We start from the raw sequence: 15,192 nt of genomic DNA, 5'->3' as shown, positions 1-15,192 counted from the left end.
TTGGCGGTATGCGCGTTGGAGTGCTGACCGGGGGCGGAGACTGCCCGGGACTGAACGCCGTGATCCGGGCTGTGGTGCGCAAGGGGGTGAACGGGCACGGCTTCGAGTTCGTCGGCTTCCGCGACGGCTGGCGCGGTCCTCTCGAGGGCGTCACGATGCCACTGGGCATCGAGCAGTGCCGCGGCATCCTGCCGCGTGGCGGCACGATCCTGGGCTCGTCGCGGACCAACCCCTTCGCCGTGGAGGGGGGTGTCGAGCGGATCACGGACAACCTCGCCGCGGCGGGTGTCGATGCCCTGGTCGCTATCGGCGGCGAGGACACGCTCGGCGTGGCGACGAGGCTGGCGGAGCTCGGGGTGGCCGTGGTCGGTGTCCCCAAGACCATCGACAACGACCTCTCCGGCACCGACTTCACCTTCGGCTTCGACACCGCGGTCAACATCGCGACCGAGGCCATCGACCGGCTGCACACGACCGCCGAGTCGCACCACCGCGTGCTCGTGGTCGAGGTGATGGGCCGGCACGCAGGCTGGATCGCCCTCCACGCCGGCATCGCCGGGGGAGCGAGCGCCGTGCTGATCCCCGAGGCCCCCTTCGACATCGAGGCGGTCTGCGCGCACGTCGAGACCCGGTTCCGCAGCGAGTACGCCCCGATCATCGTCGTCTCCGAGGGTGCCGTCCCCGCCGACGGCACCGGCATGACCCTCGTCAGCGGCGAGAAGGACGCCTTCGGGCATGTCCGTCTGGGCGGCATCGGTGACCGCCTCGCCCACGAGATCGAGCGGCGCACCGGCAAGGAGGCCCGCGCCGTCGTCCTCGGGCACATCCAGCGGGGCGGCACGCCCTCGGCGTTCGACCGCTGGTTGGCCACGCGGTTCGGGCTGCAGGCCATCGACGCCGTCGCCGACGGCGAGTACGGCGTGATGATGGCCCTGCGCGGCACCTCGATCGTGCGTGTCCCGCTGGTCGAGGGGACCGGCGCGCTGAAGCTGGTCAGCCCGCGGGAGTACGCCGAGGCGCAGGTCTTCTTCGGCTGACCTCGGCCGGCTCGAGGTCGACGATCAGCGCCCGGTGGTCCGACAGCGCCATCCGGCGCGCGGTCGACCGGGCCGCGAGCGGCGGGTCGGCCAGGACGTGGTCCAGCTGCTCACGCGGCCGGTCGGCGGGGAAGGTCGGGTGCTCGGCAAGGGGCGTGAGACCGCTGATCCGGGCCGCCCGGGGCAGGCCCATGTTGAGGTCGCCGGTCAGCACGAGCGGCCGGGAGGCGCCGGAGAGCGAGCGCATCAGGCGGACCAGCTGTCGTCGGTTCCACCACCGGATGAAGGACAGGTGGGTGGTGGTGACGGTGAACGGGCCCTCCGCCGTCGTCAGGCTCGCGCTCACGGCGACACGCGGCTCGTCGCGCACCCAGGTCGGTCCCAGCCGACCGGGGAACCGCATCGGGACCGGTGCCGGCACGGCCGGGAGGCGGATCACCTGCCAGCCGGTGACCGGCAGCCGGCTCAACAGCGCGATGCCGTAGGCCGCGTCGTGCGGCTGCTCGTCGCCGGTCGCGGCTGTCCAGGTCGCGCCGGGGCTGCCCGCGAGTGCGGCGACGAAGCGATGGTCGGTCGCGCCCATGGCCTCGGCTGCGAGGGCGGTGAGGTCGGCGTGACCCGACCGCTGGAGCAGGTGGTCGACCTCCTGCAGGGCCAGCACGTCCGGGTCGAGGTGGGCGATCGCCTGCTGCAGCACGGCCACGTCGACCTCGGCGTCGTGCTGGGTGCGGCCGCCGAGGATGTTGAAGGTCACGATGCGCATCGCCGCAGCGGTACCCCGAGTGCCGCATGTCAGCCAGGCGGGCGGGTACCTCTCCGGCGTGGACGAGTCACGGGAGGGTGCGGTGGGCTCCGGCCACCTGCGGGAGGCGCTCAAGCTGGTCGCGGTCTTGCTGAAGGAGGCCGGTGTGCCGTTCGCGTTGGCCGGGAGCTACGGCCTGTGGGCGCGCGGCGGACCGGAGCCGGACCACGACGTCGACTTCATGATCGCCGAGGAGGATGCCCCGCGGATCGAGGACGTCCTGGTCGAGAGCGGTCTCGACGTCGTGCAGCCGCCGGAGGACTGGCTGTTCAAGGTCTTCGTCGACGGGGCGATGGTCGACATCATCTTCCGGGTCCGCAACGAGCCGATCCAGCGGTCCCGCTTCGGTGACGCCGACGAGATCGAGGTGGAGTCCGTCCGGATGCCCGTGCTGTCGGCGACCGTGCTGATGACCGACAAGCTCGCCTCCCTGGAGGAGCACGCGTGCGACTTCACCACCGTGCTTCCCGTGGCCCGTGCGGTGCGCGAGCAGGTGGACTGGAGAGCGGTGGCGTCGGCCACGGCCGGCAATCCGTTCGCCCGTGCGTTCCTCGGGCTCCTCGACGCCTTGGACGTCGCGCCGCGCCGCGATCCCGACATGCCGCCACCCCGGGCAAATGCTTCCCATTCGGAGCGGCCTGCGCGAAGGTGAAGCCCGAGGAGTCACTTTCCACCTCGGGAGAGGAAGGACGCAGATGTCCACGGAGACCACCGGAGCGACCACGCAGGGCGGGCACGGCCAACCGGAGCTGAAGCGGGTGCTCGGGCCCGGCCTGCTGCTCCTCTTCATCGTCGGCGACATCCTCGGCGCGGGCGTCTACGCCGTGACCGGACGCCTCGCCGGTCAGGTCGGCGGCGTCGCCTGGCTGCCCTTCCTGGTGGCCTTCGCGATCGCCACGCTGACGGCCTACTCCTACCTCGAGCTGGTCACCAAGCACCCGCAGGCCGCGGGTGCGGCGCTCTACGCGCACAAGGCGTTCGGCGTCCACTTCGTGACCTTCCTGGTCGCCTTCACCGTGGTCTGCTCGGGCATCACCAGCGCCTCGACCTCGTCCGGACTGCTCGCCTCGAACCTGCTGATCGGCCTGGGCAACGACGCGCCCAGCAAGGGTCTCGTGCTCGCGGTGGCGCTGGGGTTCATGCTGGTCCTCGCGCTGATCAACCTGCGCGGCGTCGGCGAGAGCGTGAAGTTCAACGTCGTGCTCACCATGATCGAGATGGCCGCGCTCGCGATCGTGATCGGCATCGGTGTCTGGGTGATCGGCAAGGGCGACGGCGACCTCGACCGGGTCACCGTCTTCGAGAGCCCCGACGACAAGGGCCTGTTCATGGCGGTCACGATCGCCACGGCGATCGCCTTCTTCTCGATGGTCGGCTTCGAGGACTCGGTCAACATGGTCGAGGAGACCAAGGAACCGGAGCGGATCTTCCCGCGGATGATGCTCACGGGTCTCGGCATCGCGGTGATCATCTACATGCTGGTCGCGATCTCGGTGGTGGCGGTGATCCCGGCTGACCAGATCGGTGCGCCGACCAACGCCGAGGCGGGGATCCTCATCGACGTCGTCAAGATCGGCACGCCGGACCTGCCGATCGACGACTTCTTCCCGTTCATGACGGTCTTCGCCGTCGCCAACACCGCGCTGATCAACATGCTCATGGCGAGCCGGCTGATCTACGGCATGGCGCGCCAGCAGGTGCTGCCGCCGGTGCTCGGCAAGGTGCTGCCGGGACGGCGCTCGCCCTACGTCGCGATCGGGTTCACCACGCTGCTCGCCCTCGGCCTGATCACCTACGTGCGGCTCGGCTCCGAGAGCACGATCGTCGGCTCCCTGTCCGGCACGACGGCGCTGCTCCTGCTGGCGGTCTTCACCATCGTCAACATCTCCTGCCTGGTCCTGCGCCGCGAGCCGACCCGGCCGAACGGGTTCCGGGCGCCGACGATCGTCCCGATCCTGGGCGCGATCCTCTGCGCCTACCTGCTCGGTCCCTGGGCCCGGCTGGAGGCCGACATGATCCAGTACAAGATCGCCGCGGGCCTGCTCGGCATCGGCATCGTGCTGTGGATCCTCACCCGGCTCTTCTACAAGCCCGAGGGCGGTCACTTCGCCGACATCGAGCACATGGACATCGATCCTTCGGACGACTGACTTTGTTGGGCCGAGCGGCCGAGCGGCCGGCTGCCGCACGGCCTGTGCTGCCGGGTCACCCGTCCCACGGGCAGGCGCCGACTCGGCGGCCGCGCGGCGGGCGCCGTACCCTTGGGGGGTGAGCACCCTCCCGTCCCTCGAGCAGTTGCACGCCATCGGAGCGAAGCAGCAGCCGTCGTACGACGACCCCGCGGCTCTCGCCGCGATCGTCGAGCGACTGCGCACGCTGCCTCCGCTGGTCTTCGCTGGCGAGTGTGACGAGCTGAAGGCGAAGATCGCCGCGGCCAGCCGGGGAGAGGCGTTCCTGCTGCAGGGCGGCGACTGCGCGGAGACCTTCGTCGGCGCCACCGCCGACAACACCCGCAACAAGCTGCGGGTGCTGCTCCAGATGGCGGTGGTGCTGACCTACGCCGCGTCCGTGCCCGTCGTGAAGGTGGGCCGGCTCGCGGGCCAGTACGCCAAGCCCCGCTCCTCCGACACCGAGACCCGCGGCGAGCTGACCCTGCCGGCCTACCGCGGCGACGCGGTCAACGGCTTCGAGTTCACTCCCGAGTCGCGCCGGCCCGACCCGCAGCGGCTGCTCGACGTCTACCACTCGTCGGCGTCCACGCTGAACCTCGTGCGGGCGTTCACCACCGGCGGCTACGCCGACCTGCGCCAGGTCCACACCTGGAACTCCGAGTTCGTCCGCAACAGCCCGGTCGGCCAGCACTACGAGGCGATGGCAGCCGAGATCGACCGCGCGCTGACCTTCATGCAGGCCATCGGCGCCGACCCCGAGGAGTTCCACCGGGTCGACTTCTACTCCTCGCACGAGGCACTGCTGCTGGAGTACGAGCACGCCATGACCCGCATCGACTCGCGCACCGAGAAGCCCTACAACGTCTCGGGCCACATGGTCTGGATCGGCGAGCGCACCCGGCAGCTCGACGGCGCGCACGTCGAGTACTTCCGTCACATCAGCAACCCGATCGGCTGCAAGCTCGGCCCCAACGCCACCGCGGACGACGCGCTCGCGCTGGCCGCCAAGCTGAACCCGGCCAACGAGCCCGGCCGGCTCACCTTCATCACCCGCTTCGGCGCGGCCAAGATCCGTGACGGGCTGCCGGCGCTGGTCGAGAAGGTCACCGCCGAGGGTGTCGACGTGGCCTGGGTCTGCGACGCGATGCACGGCAACACCTTCGAGACGTCCAACGGCTACAAGACGCGACGCTTCGAGGACGTGCTCGACGAGGTGCAGGGCTTCTTCGACGTCCACCGCGCGCTCGGCACCGTCCCGGCCGGCATCCTCGTCGAGAACACCGGTGACGACGTCACCGAGATCGTCGGCGGTGGCGAGGAGCTCGACGAGCAGGGCCTGGCCCACCGCTACGAGTCGGTCGTGGACCCGCGCCTCAACCGGGTGCAGTCGCTGGAGATGGCCTTCCAGGTCGCCAACATGCTCCAGAAGCGCTGAGCTGCCCGGGCTGCCCGGAGCCTGAATCCGTGGCCGATCAGGTCAGGCGGGAGCCCCGCGGAAGCGGACGTCGCTGATCGCGGTGAAGTCGCGGCCGGCCGGCCCCGTGCCCGGGGGCGTCACCTCGACCAGGTGCAGCACGATCCTCCTCGTCGCCACCGGTCCGACGGCCAGGGTCTGCATCGGGCGCCGGTCGGTGAGCTCCTGGGTGATCCGGGTGCCGTCGTCGAACTCCCACTGCACGACGCGGATCCGGCGGTTGCCGAGGTACCAGTTGTCCGCGCCGTCGATCTTGGCGTAGCCGTTGACCAGCCCGACCTCGGTCAGCACGGACTCCTCGCCGAGATCGAACACGACGGTCGCGCCGGTGCCGTCGCCCGGCATCCGCCAGGCGGTGCGCGGGCGGCGGTCGAGCATGTTCTCGGCGTCGTACGTCACCGGACGGTTCTGCCGGTCGCGGGACCCGGGTGCCGTGGCCGGGACCTCGGCGCTCGCCGACGACGTGAGATCGGAGACGTCACCGGGGTCGGGCTCGTCGATGGGACCGGCCGTGCCGGTGCTGTCGGGCCGCGGCTCGTCGGACGCGTCCGGACCGGTCGGCTCGGCGTCGTCCGTGCGCTGCGCCGACGCCGCCCCGGTGCGGTCGTCGTCGGCGCGGTCGCCGTCGTCGTCGGCAGCCGCGCCGACCAGGAGGAAGGCGCCGATGCCGGCGACCAGGGCGAGCATCACCACGCCGATCGCCCACGGCAGCCACGGCATGGCGGACCGGTCGCGCGTGGGAGCGGTGCCTGGAGGCGGAGCGTACGGGGCCGGTGCCGGGGGCGCCGGAGCGGTCTGGGTGACCGGGGCCGGCGGGGGACCGGGGCGGGTGGTCGGTGCCTCGGCATACAGCGGATAGCGCGCGGCCGGCGGCAGCTGGCCGGTCGGCGGGGGCACCACGGGCGCGCTCGCAGCGGGCGCGGCCTCGGGGTGCCGGCCGGGTACGGGCTGCCCGCAGTTCGTGCAGAACCGGCCGACCCCGAGCTCGTGCCCACAGCTGGTGCAGTGCGTCGGGGTGGTCATCGCGGGGCTCACCGTACCCCGAGGGCCCCGCGACGTGTCAGAACCGGAGGATCACGCGGATCTCGCGGATCAGGCCGAGGTCGCCCGCCGGCACGCCTCGGCCTCGATGTCCTCCAGGTCGTGCTCGAGGACCTTGCGGGTGCGGTCGTAGCTGAACCCCCCGAACATCGCCCACAGGGCGCGCGACAGCGCGGACCGGTGGCTCATCTCCACCGTGGTCGTCATCGCCAGCCGGGTGCCCGTCGCGTCCGGGTCGGACGGGGTGAGGCGGTAGGCGGTGCGGATCACGTCGTTGCCGACCTCGGCCTCGACGACGGTACGGCGTGGCGGCTCGGACTCGACCACCTGGAGCTCCTCCGGGCCGTGGTGCCCGAACAGGGTGCGGCGCTCGCGCCAGGCGGTGCCGACGGCGTACCCGCCCTCGGTGAGGACCTCGGTCCCGCTGACGCTGCGCAGCACGTCGTCAGCGTGGGCGATGTCGGTGATGACGTCCCAGACCTGCTCCGGCGGAGCAGGGATGGTGGCATGCACGTGGATGATGTGACCGGCCATGTCGACTCCGTAGGGTTGGGTCCCCCCACGTCCATGGTGCGCCTGTCCGCCCCGGTTGACCAGTCCCACCTGCCGGACCGCGTGGCGGTCAGACGACGTCGAGGACGACGGTGCTGCCCTTGCGCACCTTGCTGCCGCCGCCGGGGCTGGTGCTCCAGGCCACGCTGCCGTTGATGTAGATGTCAGCACGCTCGATCTTCACGACGAGCCCCAGGCCCTCCAGCAGGGCGACGGCGTCGTCGGTCGACTTGAGCCGGACCGAGGGCACCGTGACGAGCTCGGGGCCCTTCGACACGACGAGCTGGACCGTGTCGCTCTTGAAGAGGGTGCCGGAGTCGGGGGACTGGCTGATGATCCTGCCCTCGGCGACGTCGTCGCTGTACCTCTCCTCGGTGACCTCGACCTTCAGGCCCTTCTTCTCCAGCGCCTGGGTCGCCTTGTCGGCGTCCTTGCCGACGAAGCTGCGGACCGTGATCGGCTTGCGGCCCTTGGAGACCACCAGGGTCACCGAGGTGCCGACGGGCAGGGCGGCCGCCTCGGGGGTGCCGAAGGCGGGCTGGCTCTGGATCACGCGGCCGGCCTCGACGGTCTCCGACCAGCGCTCGACGGGCTGGCCGGCGACGAACCTCACCTCCGCGAGGGCGGCCTCCGCCTCGGCGACGGTCTTGCCGGTGAGGTCGGGGACGTCATAGCGCTCCTTGCCGAGGGAGACGGTCAGGGCCACCTCCCCGTCGGGCAGGATCCGATCGCCCGGTCGGGGGTCGGTGGAGATGACCACGCCCTTCTCGACGCTCTCGGAGTAGACCTCGTCGCCGACCGTGACGCTCAGTCCGGCCTTCTCGAGCTCGGCCTGGGCGGCGGCCCGCTCGAGGCCGACCACGCCGGGCGTCGTGGTGAAGCGGCCCCAGCCGACCCACCACGCCGTGCCGCCGATGGCGGCCGCGAGCACGACGAGGACCAGCGCGAGCGCGATGCGCCTGCGGCGCCGCTTCCTCCTCGGCGGCGCGGCGGGCTGCTCGGCGATGACCGAGGTCTGTTCGTGCGATGCCGGCGGCGGTGGCGGACGGACGGCGGCCCGCTGCGCGGGTGGCTGCTCGGCGACCAGGTCGGGCAGACCCTCCCACAGCGAGCTCACCGGCTCCGGGGTCGTGTCGCCGCCGACGCCGATGGGGGAGTCGGGTTCGACCACGCGGGCCGCGGGCAGCAGGTCGGCCACCAGCTCCGGGTCCTCGCGGACGCCGTCGTGGAGCGCCTGGGCGACCCTGCGCACGTGATGCAGCAGGACCGTGGCGTCAGCCGGGCGCAGGCTGGCGTCGCGGGTGGTCGCCCGGATCACGAGCGCGTCGACGTAGTCGGGGATCCCCGGCACCACCGTCGACGGACGCGGCACGTCCTCGTGGACGTGGCGGTAGGCCACCGCGATCGGCGTCTCCCCGGTGTGGGGCTTGGTGCCGGTCAGCAGCTCGAACAGGATCACGCCGGCGGCGTACACGTCGGCGCGGGCGTCGGCCCGCTGCTCGACGACCAGCTCGGGGGCGAGATAGGACACCGTGCCGATGAGGACGCCGTTGGTCGCGGTGTGCTGCGTGTCGGCGCTGACCGCCTTGGCCAGGCCGAAGTCGGCGACCTTGATCCGGGTCGCACCCGAAGGGGGATCGGTGGCGATGAGGACGTTCTCGGGCTTCACGTCGCGGTGGATCAGGCCCGCGCGGTGGGCGGCTCCGAGCGCGGAGAGGATCGGGTCGAGCAGCGCCAGCGCGCGCTCCGGCACCATCGGTGCCTCCTTGCCGATGGTGTCGCGCAGGGTGTGGCCCGGGACGTACTCCATGACGAGGTAGACGGTGCCGTCGCTGTCGTCGCGGCCCTGGTCGAACACGGCCACCACGTGCGGATGGGAGAGCCGGGCGGCGGCCTTGGCCTCGCTCACGAACCGGCGCGCGAACGACTCGTCCTCGTGCGTCGTCGCATCGCCGAGACCGGGATGCATGATCTTGACCGCGACCGTGCGGTCCAGCCGGGTGTCGACGGCCTCGTAGACGCTGGCCATGCCACCGCGGGCGATCCGGACGCCGATCCGGTACCGCCCGTCGAGCAGGCGGCCGTACTGATGGTCCTCCACCCGCGGCGATCGGCCCGGCGAGGGGTCGCCACGGCGCGCGGCGGCGGCGCCACGAACGCGCTGGTCTTCGTGCACAGCGACCCTCCTGTGCATGTTCTTCTGGCCCGGCCGGGGAAGTGACCGGAACGACCATGGTACGGGGAGGGGCCACGTCAGACCGCAGCCACGCCGAGGGACGGATCCGGGCCGCCACCCGGGCGGCCGGTGGGAGAGGATGGTCCCATGAGCGAACCGCGACTGGCCGACCACGACCTCGCCGCCCTCGTCGAGGACTGGCTGGACTGGGACCAGGCCGCCGCCGAGATCGGCGTCACCGCTGCCAAGGTGCGCACCATGGTGCGCGACCACGAGCTCGCCGCGGCGAAGCCCGGCGCCGGCCGCCCGCAAGGGATCCCGGCACTCTTCCTCGTCGACGGTGAGCCGGTCAAGGGCCTCCCGGGCCTGCTGACCGTCCTCCACGACAACGGCTTCGACGACCGCGAGTGCATCGCCTGGATCTTCCTCGACGCCGACCTGCCCGGCCGCCCGATCGACGCGCTGCGCGAGAACCGCGGTGCCGAGGTCAAGCGTCGCGCGCAGGCGCTCGCGCTCTGAAGGCCGGACCGAGCCCGTCGTGCCCCGCCTGAGCCGCCGGACGACCCAGGTCGTCTCCACGGTCGTCACCGTGGTCCTGCTGGTCGGCGTGTGGTGGCTGCAGTCCCGTGGCGCCGACGACCCGGCGTCCTCGCGCACCACGGACCCCGCGAGCGCGGCATCCTCGCCGACCGCCACGCACGAGCAGATGCCGGAGGCCGACGAGGACGGCGTCCCCTATGTGGCGCTCCGCACCCTTCCGCGGGAGGCGGCGGAGACAGTCGAGCTGATCGCGGCCGGCGGACCGTTCCCGTACCCCGGCAAGGACGGCTCGACCTTCGGGAACCTCGAGGGCCTGCTGCCGGACCGGGCCCGGGGCTACTACGCGGAGTACACCGTCGGCACGCCCGGCCTCGACCACCGCGGCGCCCGGCGGATCATCGCCGGCGACGGCGGTGAGCTCTACTGGACCGCGGACCACTACGAGTCCTTCGAGCGGATCTGGGAGAGCGGATGAACCACCCCACGAAGTTCTGCGCTTCCCCCGCCTCGCTCCTCCAGCACACAACGTCGCGGGGACCCCGGAGATGAGCGGTCTCGCGGCGGTCCTGGCCGGACGCCACACGCCCGGCGTCCACCGGTGGGAGTCGGCGCTCGACGTCGCCGTGGTGCGGCACGCGGTCGAGCGTGCCGACTGGGGCTTCGGGTACGTCGACGGGGCCGGTCTCGAGGACCGCGCCGACGTACTGCGGGTGATCGGGAGCGCGCTGGCGTTCCCGGACCACTACGGCGCCAACCTGGACGCCCTCAACGACTGCCTGCGCGACCTGCCCGGTCGCACCGTGCTGCTGTGGGACGCGTGGTCCGGCTTCGCTCGCGCGCAGCCGCGGTGGTTCGGCGTCGTGACCGACGTGCTCGGCCGGCGCGCCCTGGCCGATCCGGCCCTCGAGGTGCTGTTGCGCGGCCCCGGCCCGGTCGACGTCGTACCGCTGCTGGCGTAGGGCTCAGCGGGTCCGGCGGGTCGCCGCGGCGGCGAGCTGCTCGAGCGCCCGGCACGCCTCGGCGTCCCAACCCGCCTCGGCCTGGCCGCGGCGGAGGGCGTCGACCGCCTGGCTGGCGAGGTCGTCGATCATCGTCTCGACCTCGGCGCGCGCGCCGCAGCCGTCGATGATCGCGCGCAGGTCGGCGACCTCCGCCTCGGTGAGGGCCGTGCCGAGGGCGGCGTCGAGCCGCTCGGCGTCGGCGGGGGCGGCCTTCGCGAGGGCGAGCGCGACGAGCACCGTCCGCTTGCCCTCGACGAGGTCGTCGCCCGCGGGCTTCCCGGTCGCGGCGGGGTCGCCGAACACGCCGAGCAGGTCGTCGCGCAGCTGGAACGCCTCGCCGAGCGGGAGGCCGAAGGCGCTGAGCCGGTCCAGGGTGGCCGCGTCGGCCCCGGCAAGCGCGGCGCCGACGTGGATCGGCCGCTCGATGGAGTACTTCGCGGACTTGTAGCGCAACACGGTCATCGCCTGCGCGACGTCGGCCCGGCCGCGGGCCTGCACCGACACGTCCAGGAACTGGCCGGCGATCACCTCGGAGCGGCACAGGTCGAACACCTCGAGGGCGGGCCCGACCCGGTCCCAGCCCAGTCCGCAACGGCGCAGGAGCTCGTCGGACCAGGACAGCAGCAGGTCGCCGAGCAGGATCGCGGCCGCGGCGCCGTACTGCTCGGGGTCGCCGCGCCAGCCGTCCGCGCGGTGCGCGCGCTCGAAGGTGCGGTGGGTCGCGGAGCGGCCGCGGCGGGTGTCGGAGGCGTCCATCAGGTCGTCATGGACGAGCGCGCTGGCGTGGAGCAGCTCGAGCGCGGCCGCCGCCCGTCGCACCGCGTCGGCGTCGCCGCCCGCCGGCGCGCCCGCGAGCGCGGCGTACCCCCAGTGGCAGAACGCCGCCCGGAAGCGCTTGCCGCCGGTGACGGTCACCCGCGCCTCGGACAGCAGCCGCGCGGCATCGCCGCCGAGCGGCGTCAGCCGGGTGGCCTGGTCGGCCAGGAACGCGTCGAGGGTGGCCTGGACCTCGGTCCGGAATGCGGTCGGGTCCCACGCCTGCTGTGTCACCCGAGTGAGCCTAGTGACACCCGAGATCGGCGAGATGCCCGGCCCCGCCCCCGTCCAGGCACCTAAACTGCGCCCATGACCACCGGTGCTGGGCGCTCCCTCGGCGAGATCATCCGCGAGGGCGGCCGTTCGTTCTCCTTCGAGTTCTTCCCCCCCAAGGACGAGGCGGGCGAGGCCCAGCTCTGGGACGCGATCCGCGCGCTCGAGCCCTACCGTCCGAGCTTCGTGTCGGTGACCTACGGCGCCGGGGGCAGCACCCGGGACAAGACCGTCGCCATCACCGGCCGGATCGCGCGGGAGACCTCGATCATCCCGATGGCGCACCTGACCTGCGTCGGCCACACCCGCGAGGAGCTCGAGGGCATCCTCGACTCCTACGTCGCCGAGGGCGTCAGCCACGTCATGGCGCTGCGCGGCGACCCGCAGGAGGGGCCGCGCGCCGACTGGACCCCGACCGGCGGCGGACTCAACTACGCGGTCGAGCTGGTCGAGCTGGCGCGATCGCGCGGCGACTTCCGGGTCGGCATCGCCGCCTTCCCCGAGGGGCACCCGTCCGCGGAGTCGCTCGACGCCGACGCCGACGTGCTCGTCGCCAAGGCCCGGGCGGGCGCCGAGTTCGCCGTCACCCAGATGTTCTTCCGCGCGTCCGACTACTTCGCGCTGGTCGAGCGGGTCCGCGACCGCGGTGTCGACATCCCGATCCTGCCGGGCATCATGCCGATCCTGAACCTGGCCGCCATCCGCCGCCAGGGCGAGCTGATCGGCACCAGCGTGCCCGACGACATCGTCGCCCGGATCAGTGCCTACGACGGTGACCCCGCCGCCGTCCGGGCCGAGGGCATCACGGTGGCCGCCGAGCTGTGTGACGAGCTGCTCGCCGGCGGCGCGCCGGGCCTGCACTTCTACACGCTGAACCGCTCCAAGGCGACGCTGGAGATCTTCGAGGCCCTGCAGATCACGGTCTGAGTCTGATGGCGTGAGCGCGTCGCTGTTCCTCGCGCCGCGGTGCCGCCCACCAGCGAACTCAGGCCGGGCCGATCAGCTGGGCGACCAGGGCGGCGGACTGGGTCACGAACGGCACCCCGGCCCCCGGAGCGGTGTGCGCGCCGGCGGCGTACACGCCCGCGAGGGGCGTGGAGGGACCGAGCCGGCGCCGGACGGTGCCCCGGCCCTGCCAGAGCACGCCCATCGGCGAGCCGCGCCACTGCTCGACCTGGTCCCGCGGGGAGAGGTCGACCCGGGTCACGACGTTCTCGCGGATGTCGATCTTGTGCCGCGCCAGCGCGTCGAGGAGGTCCTCGGCGATCTTGCCGCGGCCGTGGATGGTCCAGGCTGCGCCGCCGTCGGGCGCGATCCCGCCGGTCCGGACGGTGAGCAGCGGCTCCTCGTGGATCACCAGCTCGTGGGGGACGTCGGGCAGGTCGCCGGTGAGGCCGACGTGCGCCACCACCGGCGGGATCGCGGGCATCGTCTTGTCGACGTACGACGCCAGGGTGGGCAGCCGACGCGGGTCGATGGCCACCACCACCACGTCGGCCTCGGCGTCGCCCTCCGACGTACGCACGGCGGCCACGCGGCCCTCGCGCACGACCAGGTCCGCCACCTCGGTCCGGGTGCGGAGCTGCACCCCGCGGGTCTCGAGGCGGGCCGCGAGCAGGCCGACGATCCGGCCCATCCCGCCGGGGACCCGCCAGCCGCCGAAGCGCTGCTCGAGGAACGCGGTGACTCCGACCCAGGACGGCACATTGCGCAGGTCGTGCCCCTCGGCGACGGCCGGGTGCCCGGCGACCAGCGCCAGCCGCTCGTCCCGGAAGGCGTGCCGCAGCCGCTTGTACAGCGTCTCGCGGATGTCGAACAGCCCGTCCAGCTCCTTGGGGACGGCGCCCTTGGTGCGCGGGTCCCAGGGCACCTCCACGTAGTGGCGGCGCAGCACGTCCCACACCGGCCCGTAGATGTCGACGTGCTCGGTCCACTTCGCGCCGAGTCCGGACCCCAGCTCGTCGAACGCCGCCATCTGCTCGGCCCGGGAGCCGCCCGGGAGCCGCACCGACGTGCCGTCGGCGAACCGGTGCTCGCGCAGGACCGGGAGCGGCTCGAGGTCGGTCCCCAGCTCCTTCTCCAGCGGGCGCCCCGACTTGCGGAACAGGTCGCGCAGCGTGGCCGGCAGCAGGGTCGTCGCCGGCCCGGCGTCCCAGACGTGGCCGTCGCGCTCGACGGGCGCCATCGCGCCGCCGAGCTGGTGGGAGGCCTCCAGCAGGGCCACCTCGTGGCCGAGCTTGGCCAGCCGTGCGGCCGCGGCCATGCCGGCGAGGCCGCCGCCGACGACGACGATCCGTGACATGCGGTCCCTCAGTCCCTGGCGACGTCGATCGGAGTGGCACCCGTGAGCTCGAGCAGCTCGTCGTAGGTCGTCGAGAAGACCGCCGCGGGGTGGCCGGCCGCGGCCCAGACGACGTCGTGGCGCCGCAGCCAGGAGTCGAGATAGGTCGGCACCGGGGCGGGGTGGCCGATGGGGGAGACCCCGCCGATCACCTGGCCGGTGTGCTCGCGGACGAAGTCGGGCTGGGCCCGGCGCAACTCGGGGCCGCCGATGGTCGCGCGGACGAGTGCGGTGTCCACCCGGTGCGCGCCCGAGGTGAGGACGAGGACCGGTGTGGCCTCGGCGTCGAAGAGCAGACTGTTGGCGATCGCCCCCACCTCGCAGCCGAGTGCCTCGGCGGCGAGTGCGGCGGTGTGGACCGAGTCGGGCAGAATGACGATCTCGCCGGTTCCGCCCCGGCGCTGGTGCTCGTCGCGGAACCGGGTGATCGAGGGATGCTCGGCCGACATGGGGATGACCCTACCGAGCACGACCCACCCACGGACTGGAGGAAGCATGCCCGAGACCGAGCAGCAGGCCCGGCCGCCCGCCGTCGTGATCGCGTGCTGGCTGTTGTGGTTCCTGGTCGCGGCCGGCCTGCTGGTGTGCGTGCTCGTCGTCGCCCGGCGTGACGACCTCGGCAGCGTCTGGTCGCCGATGCAGGTCGGCGACAGCACGGTCCAGCCGGTCGAGTTCGTCCCCGTGATCCTGGTCCTGTACGGCGTCACCGCGGTCCTGGCGGCGACCCTGATCGCGCTCTTCCGGACCGGCTACGACTGGGCGCGGCAGGCGTTGGCCGCGATCGTGGTCGGCGTGATCCTGGTCGCGGTCGCCACGGTCCGCACCGACCCACCGACGATGGTCGACGGGATGGCGATCGCCGCCGCCGTGATCGGTGCGGTGACGCTGGTCTTCCTGTGGCATCCGCAGAGCCAGCGGTACGTCCGGGACGCCGGCCGGGGCGCGGAGCGCGTCGACTCTTGAGTCGT

The 15,192-nt window shown here is 72.7% G+C and carries 16 protein-coding genes; 9 read left to right on the top strand and 7 right to left on the bottom strand.

What is annotated here, in order from left to right; all coding sequences use genetic code 11:
- Positions 1–8 precede the first annotated feature (8 nt).
- Positions 9–1,037 carry a 6-phosphofructokinase gene (locus KVF89_RS03860; protein WP_257423526.1) on the top strand — a complete coding sequence of 343 codons (1,029 nt, stop codon included), beginning with the start codon at positions 9–11 and terminating at the stop codon, positions 1,035–1,037.
- Here KVF89_RS03860 and KVF89_RS03855 read toward each other — a convergent pair.
- Entirely contained in the window at positions 994–1,800 is an 807-nt protein-coding gene (locus tag KVF89_RS03855) for an endonuclease/exonuclease/phosphatase family protein (RefSeq protein WP_257423524.1), read from the bottom strand. The two genes, KVF89_RS03860 and KVF89_RS03855, sit on opposite strands and share 44 nt — an antisense overlap.
- On the opposite strand from KVF89_RS03855, the gene KVF89_RS03850 reads away from it, so the two are divergent.
- From KVF89_RS03850 to KVF89_RS03840, 3 genes are all read left to right on the top strand, one after another.
- A complete protein-coding gene (locus tag KVF89_RS03850; protein WP_257423522.1) occupies positions 1,793–2,491 on the top strand; it encodes a nucleotidyltransferase domain-containing protein in 699 nt (232 codons plus the stop codon). The genes KVF89_RS03855 and KVF89_RS03850 overlap by 8 nt on opposite strands.
- Before the next feature lie 43 nt (positions 2,492–2,534).
- Positions 2,535–3,989, top strand: coding sequence for an APC family permease (locus KVF89_RS03845; protein ID WP_257423520.1), 1,455 nt, complete (start codon positions 2,535–2,537; stop codon positions 3,987–3,989).
- Between the two features lie 118 nt (positions 3,990–4,107).
- Positions 4,108–5,445 (top strand): class II 3-deoxy-7-phosphoheptulonate synthase, encoded by a 1,338-nt coding sequence (locus KVF89_RS03840; protein WP_257423518.1) that lies wholly within the window; start codon positions 4,108–4,110, stop codon positions 5,443–5,445.
- A 42-nt stretch (positions 5,446–5,487) separates the two neighbouring features.
- Here KVF89_RS03840 and KVF89_RS03835 read toward each other — a convergent pair whose 3' ends face one another.
- The 3 genes from KVF89_RS03835 to pknB all read right to left on the bottom strand — a co-directional run bounded on the left by KVF89_RS03835 (position 5,488) and on the right by pknB (position 9,253).
- Positions 5,488–6,507, bottom strand: a complete 1,020-nt coding sequence (locus tag KVF89_RS03835; RefSeq protein WP_257423516.1) for an NADase-type glycan-binding domain-containing protein — start codon at positions 6,505–6,507, stop codon at positions 5,488–5,490.
- Between the two features lie 69 nt (positions 6,508–6,576).
- A complete protein-coding gene (locus KVF89_RS03830; RefSeq protein ID WP_257423514.1) occupies positions 6,577–7,059 on the bottom strand; it encodes an SRPBCC family protein in 483 nt (160 codons plus the stop codon).
- A gap of 88 nt (positions 7,060–7,147) precedes the next feature.
- Complete coding sequence (gene pknB, locus KVF89_RS03825; RefSeq protein WP_257423512.1) at positions 7,148–9,253, bottom strand: Stk1 family PASTA domain-containing Ser/Thr kinase; 2,106 nt, start codon at positions 9,251–9,253, stop codon at positions 7,148–7,150.
- A 147-nt stretch (positions 9,254–9,400) separates the two neighbouring features.
- On the opposite strand from pknB, the gene KVF89_RS03820 reads away from it, so the two are divergent.
- From KVF89_RS03820 to KVF89_RS03810, 3 genes are all read left to right on the top strand, one after another.
- Complete coding sequence (locus tag KVF89_RS03820; protein WP_257423510.1) at positions 9,401–9,772, top strand: Rv2175c family DNA-binding protein; 372 nt, start codon at positions 9,401–9,403, stop codon at positions 9,770–9,772.
- Between the two features lie 19 nt (positions 9,773–9,791).
- The gene (locus KVF89_RS03815) at positions 9,792–10,268 is read left to right on the top strand and encodes a guanyl-specific ribonuclease (RefSeq protein WP_257423508.1); all 477 of its coding nucleotides are present in this window, start codon (positions 9,792–9,794) and stop codon (positions 10,266–10,268) included.
- Between the two features lie 70 nt (positions 10,269–10,338).
- Positions 10,339–10,752, top strand: a complete 414-nt coding sequence (locus KVF89_RS03810) for a barstar family protein (protein WP_257423506.1) — start codon at positions 10,339–10,341, stop codon at positions 10,750–10,752.
- Between the two features lie 3 nt (positions 10,753–10,755).
- On the opposite strand, the gene KVF89_RS03805 is transcribed toward KVF89_RS03810, so the two are convergent.
- Positions 10,756–11,844, bottom strand: coding sequence for a polyprenyl synthetase family protein (locus tag KVF89_RS03805; protein ID WP_257423504.1), 1,089 nt, complete (start codon positions 11,842–11,844; stop codon positions 10,756–10,758).
- 75 nt (positions 11,845–11,919) lie between these two features.
- Between KVF89_RS03805 and metF the strand changes: the two genes are divergently transcribed.
- Positions 11,920–12,810 (top strand): methylenetetrahydrofolate reductase [NAD(P)H], encoded by an 891-nt coding sequence (gene metF, locus KVF89_RS03800; protein WP_257423503.1) that lies wholly within the window; start codon positions 11,920–11,922, stop codon positions 12,808–12,810.
- A gap of 58 nt (positions 12,811–12,868) precedes the next feature.
- Here metF and KVF89_RS03795 read toward each other — a convergent pair whose 3' ends face one another.
- Complete coding sequence (locus tag KVF89_RS03795; protein WP_257423501.1) at positions 12,869–14,185, bottom strand: phytoene desaturase family protein; 1,317 nt, start codon at positions 14,183–14,185, stop codon at positions 12,869–12,871.
- Positions 14,186–14,193: 8 nt separating this feature from the next.
- Positions 14,194–14,673, bottom strand: coding sequence for a YbaK/EbsC family protein (locus KVF89_RS03790; RefSeq protein WP_257423499.1), 480 nt, complete (start codon positions 14,671–14,673; stop codon positions 14,194–14,196).
- Positions 14,674–14,719: 46 nt separating this feature from the next.
- Here KVF89_RS03790 and KVF89_RS03785 point away from each other — a divergent pair, with 46 nt between their 5' ends.
- Positions 14,720–15,187: a hypothetical protein gene (locus tag KVF89_RS03785; protein ID WP_257423498.1), complete on the top strand. Its 468-nt coding sequence runs from the start codon at positions 14,720–14,722 to the stop codon at positions 15,185–15,187.
- Positions 15,188–15,192: the final 5 nt, after the last annotated feature.

It is taken from the genome of Nocardioides carbamazepini, assembly GCF_024614185.1.
In the GTDB taxonomy this organism is placed as follows: domain Bacteria; phylum Actinomycetota; class Actinomycetes; order Propionibacteriales; family Nocardioidaceae; genus Nocardioides; species Nocardioides carbamazepini.
Note: the sequence above shows the minus strand (reverse complement) of the source record. Positions and strands in the feature narration are given on the sequence as shown.

Coding starts and splice junctions, on each gene's coding strand:
- KVF89_RS03860 (WP_257423526.1), top strand. CDS start 9: ATGCGCGTTGGAGTGCTGACCGGGGGCGGAGACTGCCCGGGACTGAAC.
- KVF89_RS03850 (WP_257423522.1), top strand. CDS start 1,793: ATGCGCATCGCCGCAGCGGTACCCCGAGTGCCGCATGTCAGCCAGGCG.
- KVF89_RS03855 (WP_257423524.1), bottom strand. CDS start 1,800: ATGCGCATCGTGACCTTCAACATCCTCGGCGGCCGCACCCAGCACGAC.
- KVF89_RS03845 (WP_257423520.1), top strand. CDS start 2,535: ATGTCCACGGAGACCACCGGAGCGACCACGCAGGGCGGGCACGGCCAA.
- KVF89_RS03835 (WP_257423516.1), bottom strand. CDS start 6,507: ATGACCACCCCGACGCACTGCACCAGCTGTGGGCACGAGCTCGGGGTC.
- KVF89_RS03830 (WP_257423514.1), bottom strand. CDS start 7,059: ATGGCCGGTCACATCATCCACGTGCATGCCACCATCCCTGCTCCGCCG.
- KVF89_RS03820 (WP_257423510.1), top strand. CDS start 9,401: ATGAGCGAACCGCGACTGGCCGACCACGACCTCGCCGCCCTCGTCGAG.
- KVF89_RS03810 (WP_257423506.1), top strand. CDS start 10,339: ATGAGCGGTCTCGCGGCGGTCCTGGCCGGACGCCACACGCCCGGCGTC.
- metF (WP_257423503.1), top strand. CDS start 11,920: ATGACCACCGGTGCTGGGCGCTCCCTCGGCGAGATCATCCGCGAGGGC.
- KVF89_RS03795 (WP_257423501.1), bottom strand. CDS start 14,185: ATGTCACGGATCGTCGTCGTCGGCGGCGGCCTCGCCGGCATGGCCGCG.
- KVF89_RS03790 (WP_257423499.1), bottom strand. CDS start 14,673: ATGTCGGCCGAGCATCCCTCGATCACCCGGTTCCGCGACGAGCACCAG.
- KVF89_RS03785 (WP_257423498.1), top strand. CDS start 14,720: ATGCCCGAGACCGAGCAGCAGGCCCGGCCGCCCGCCGTCGTGATCGCG.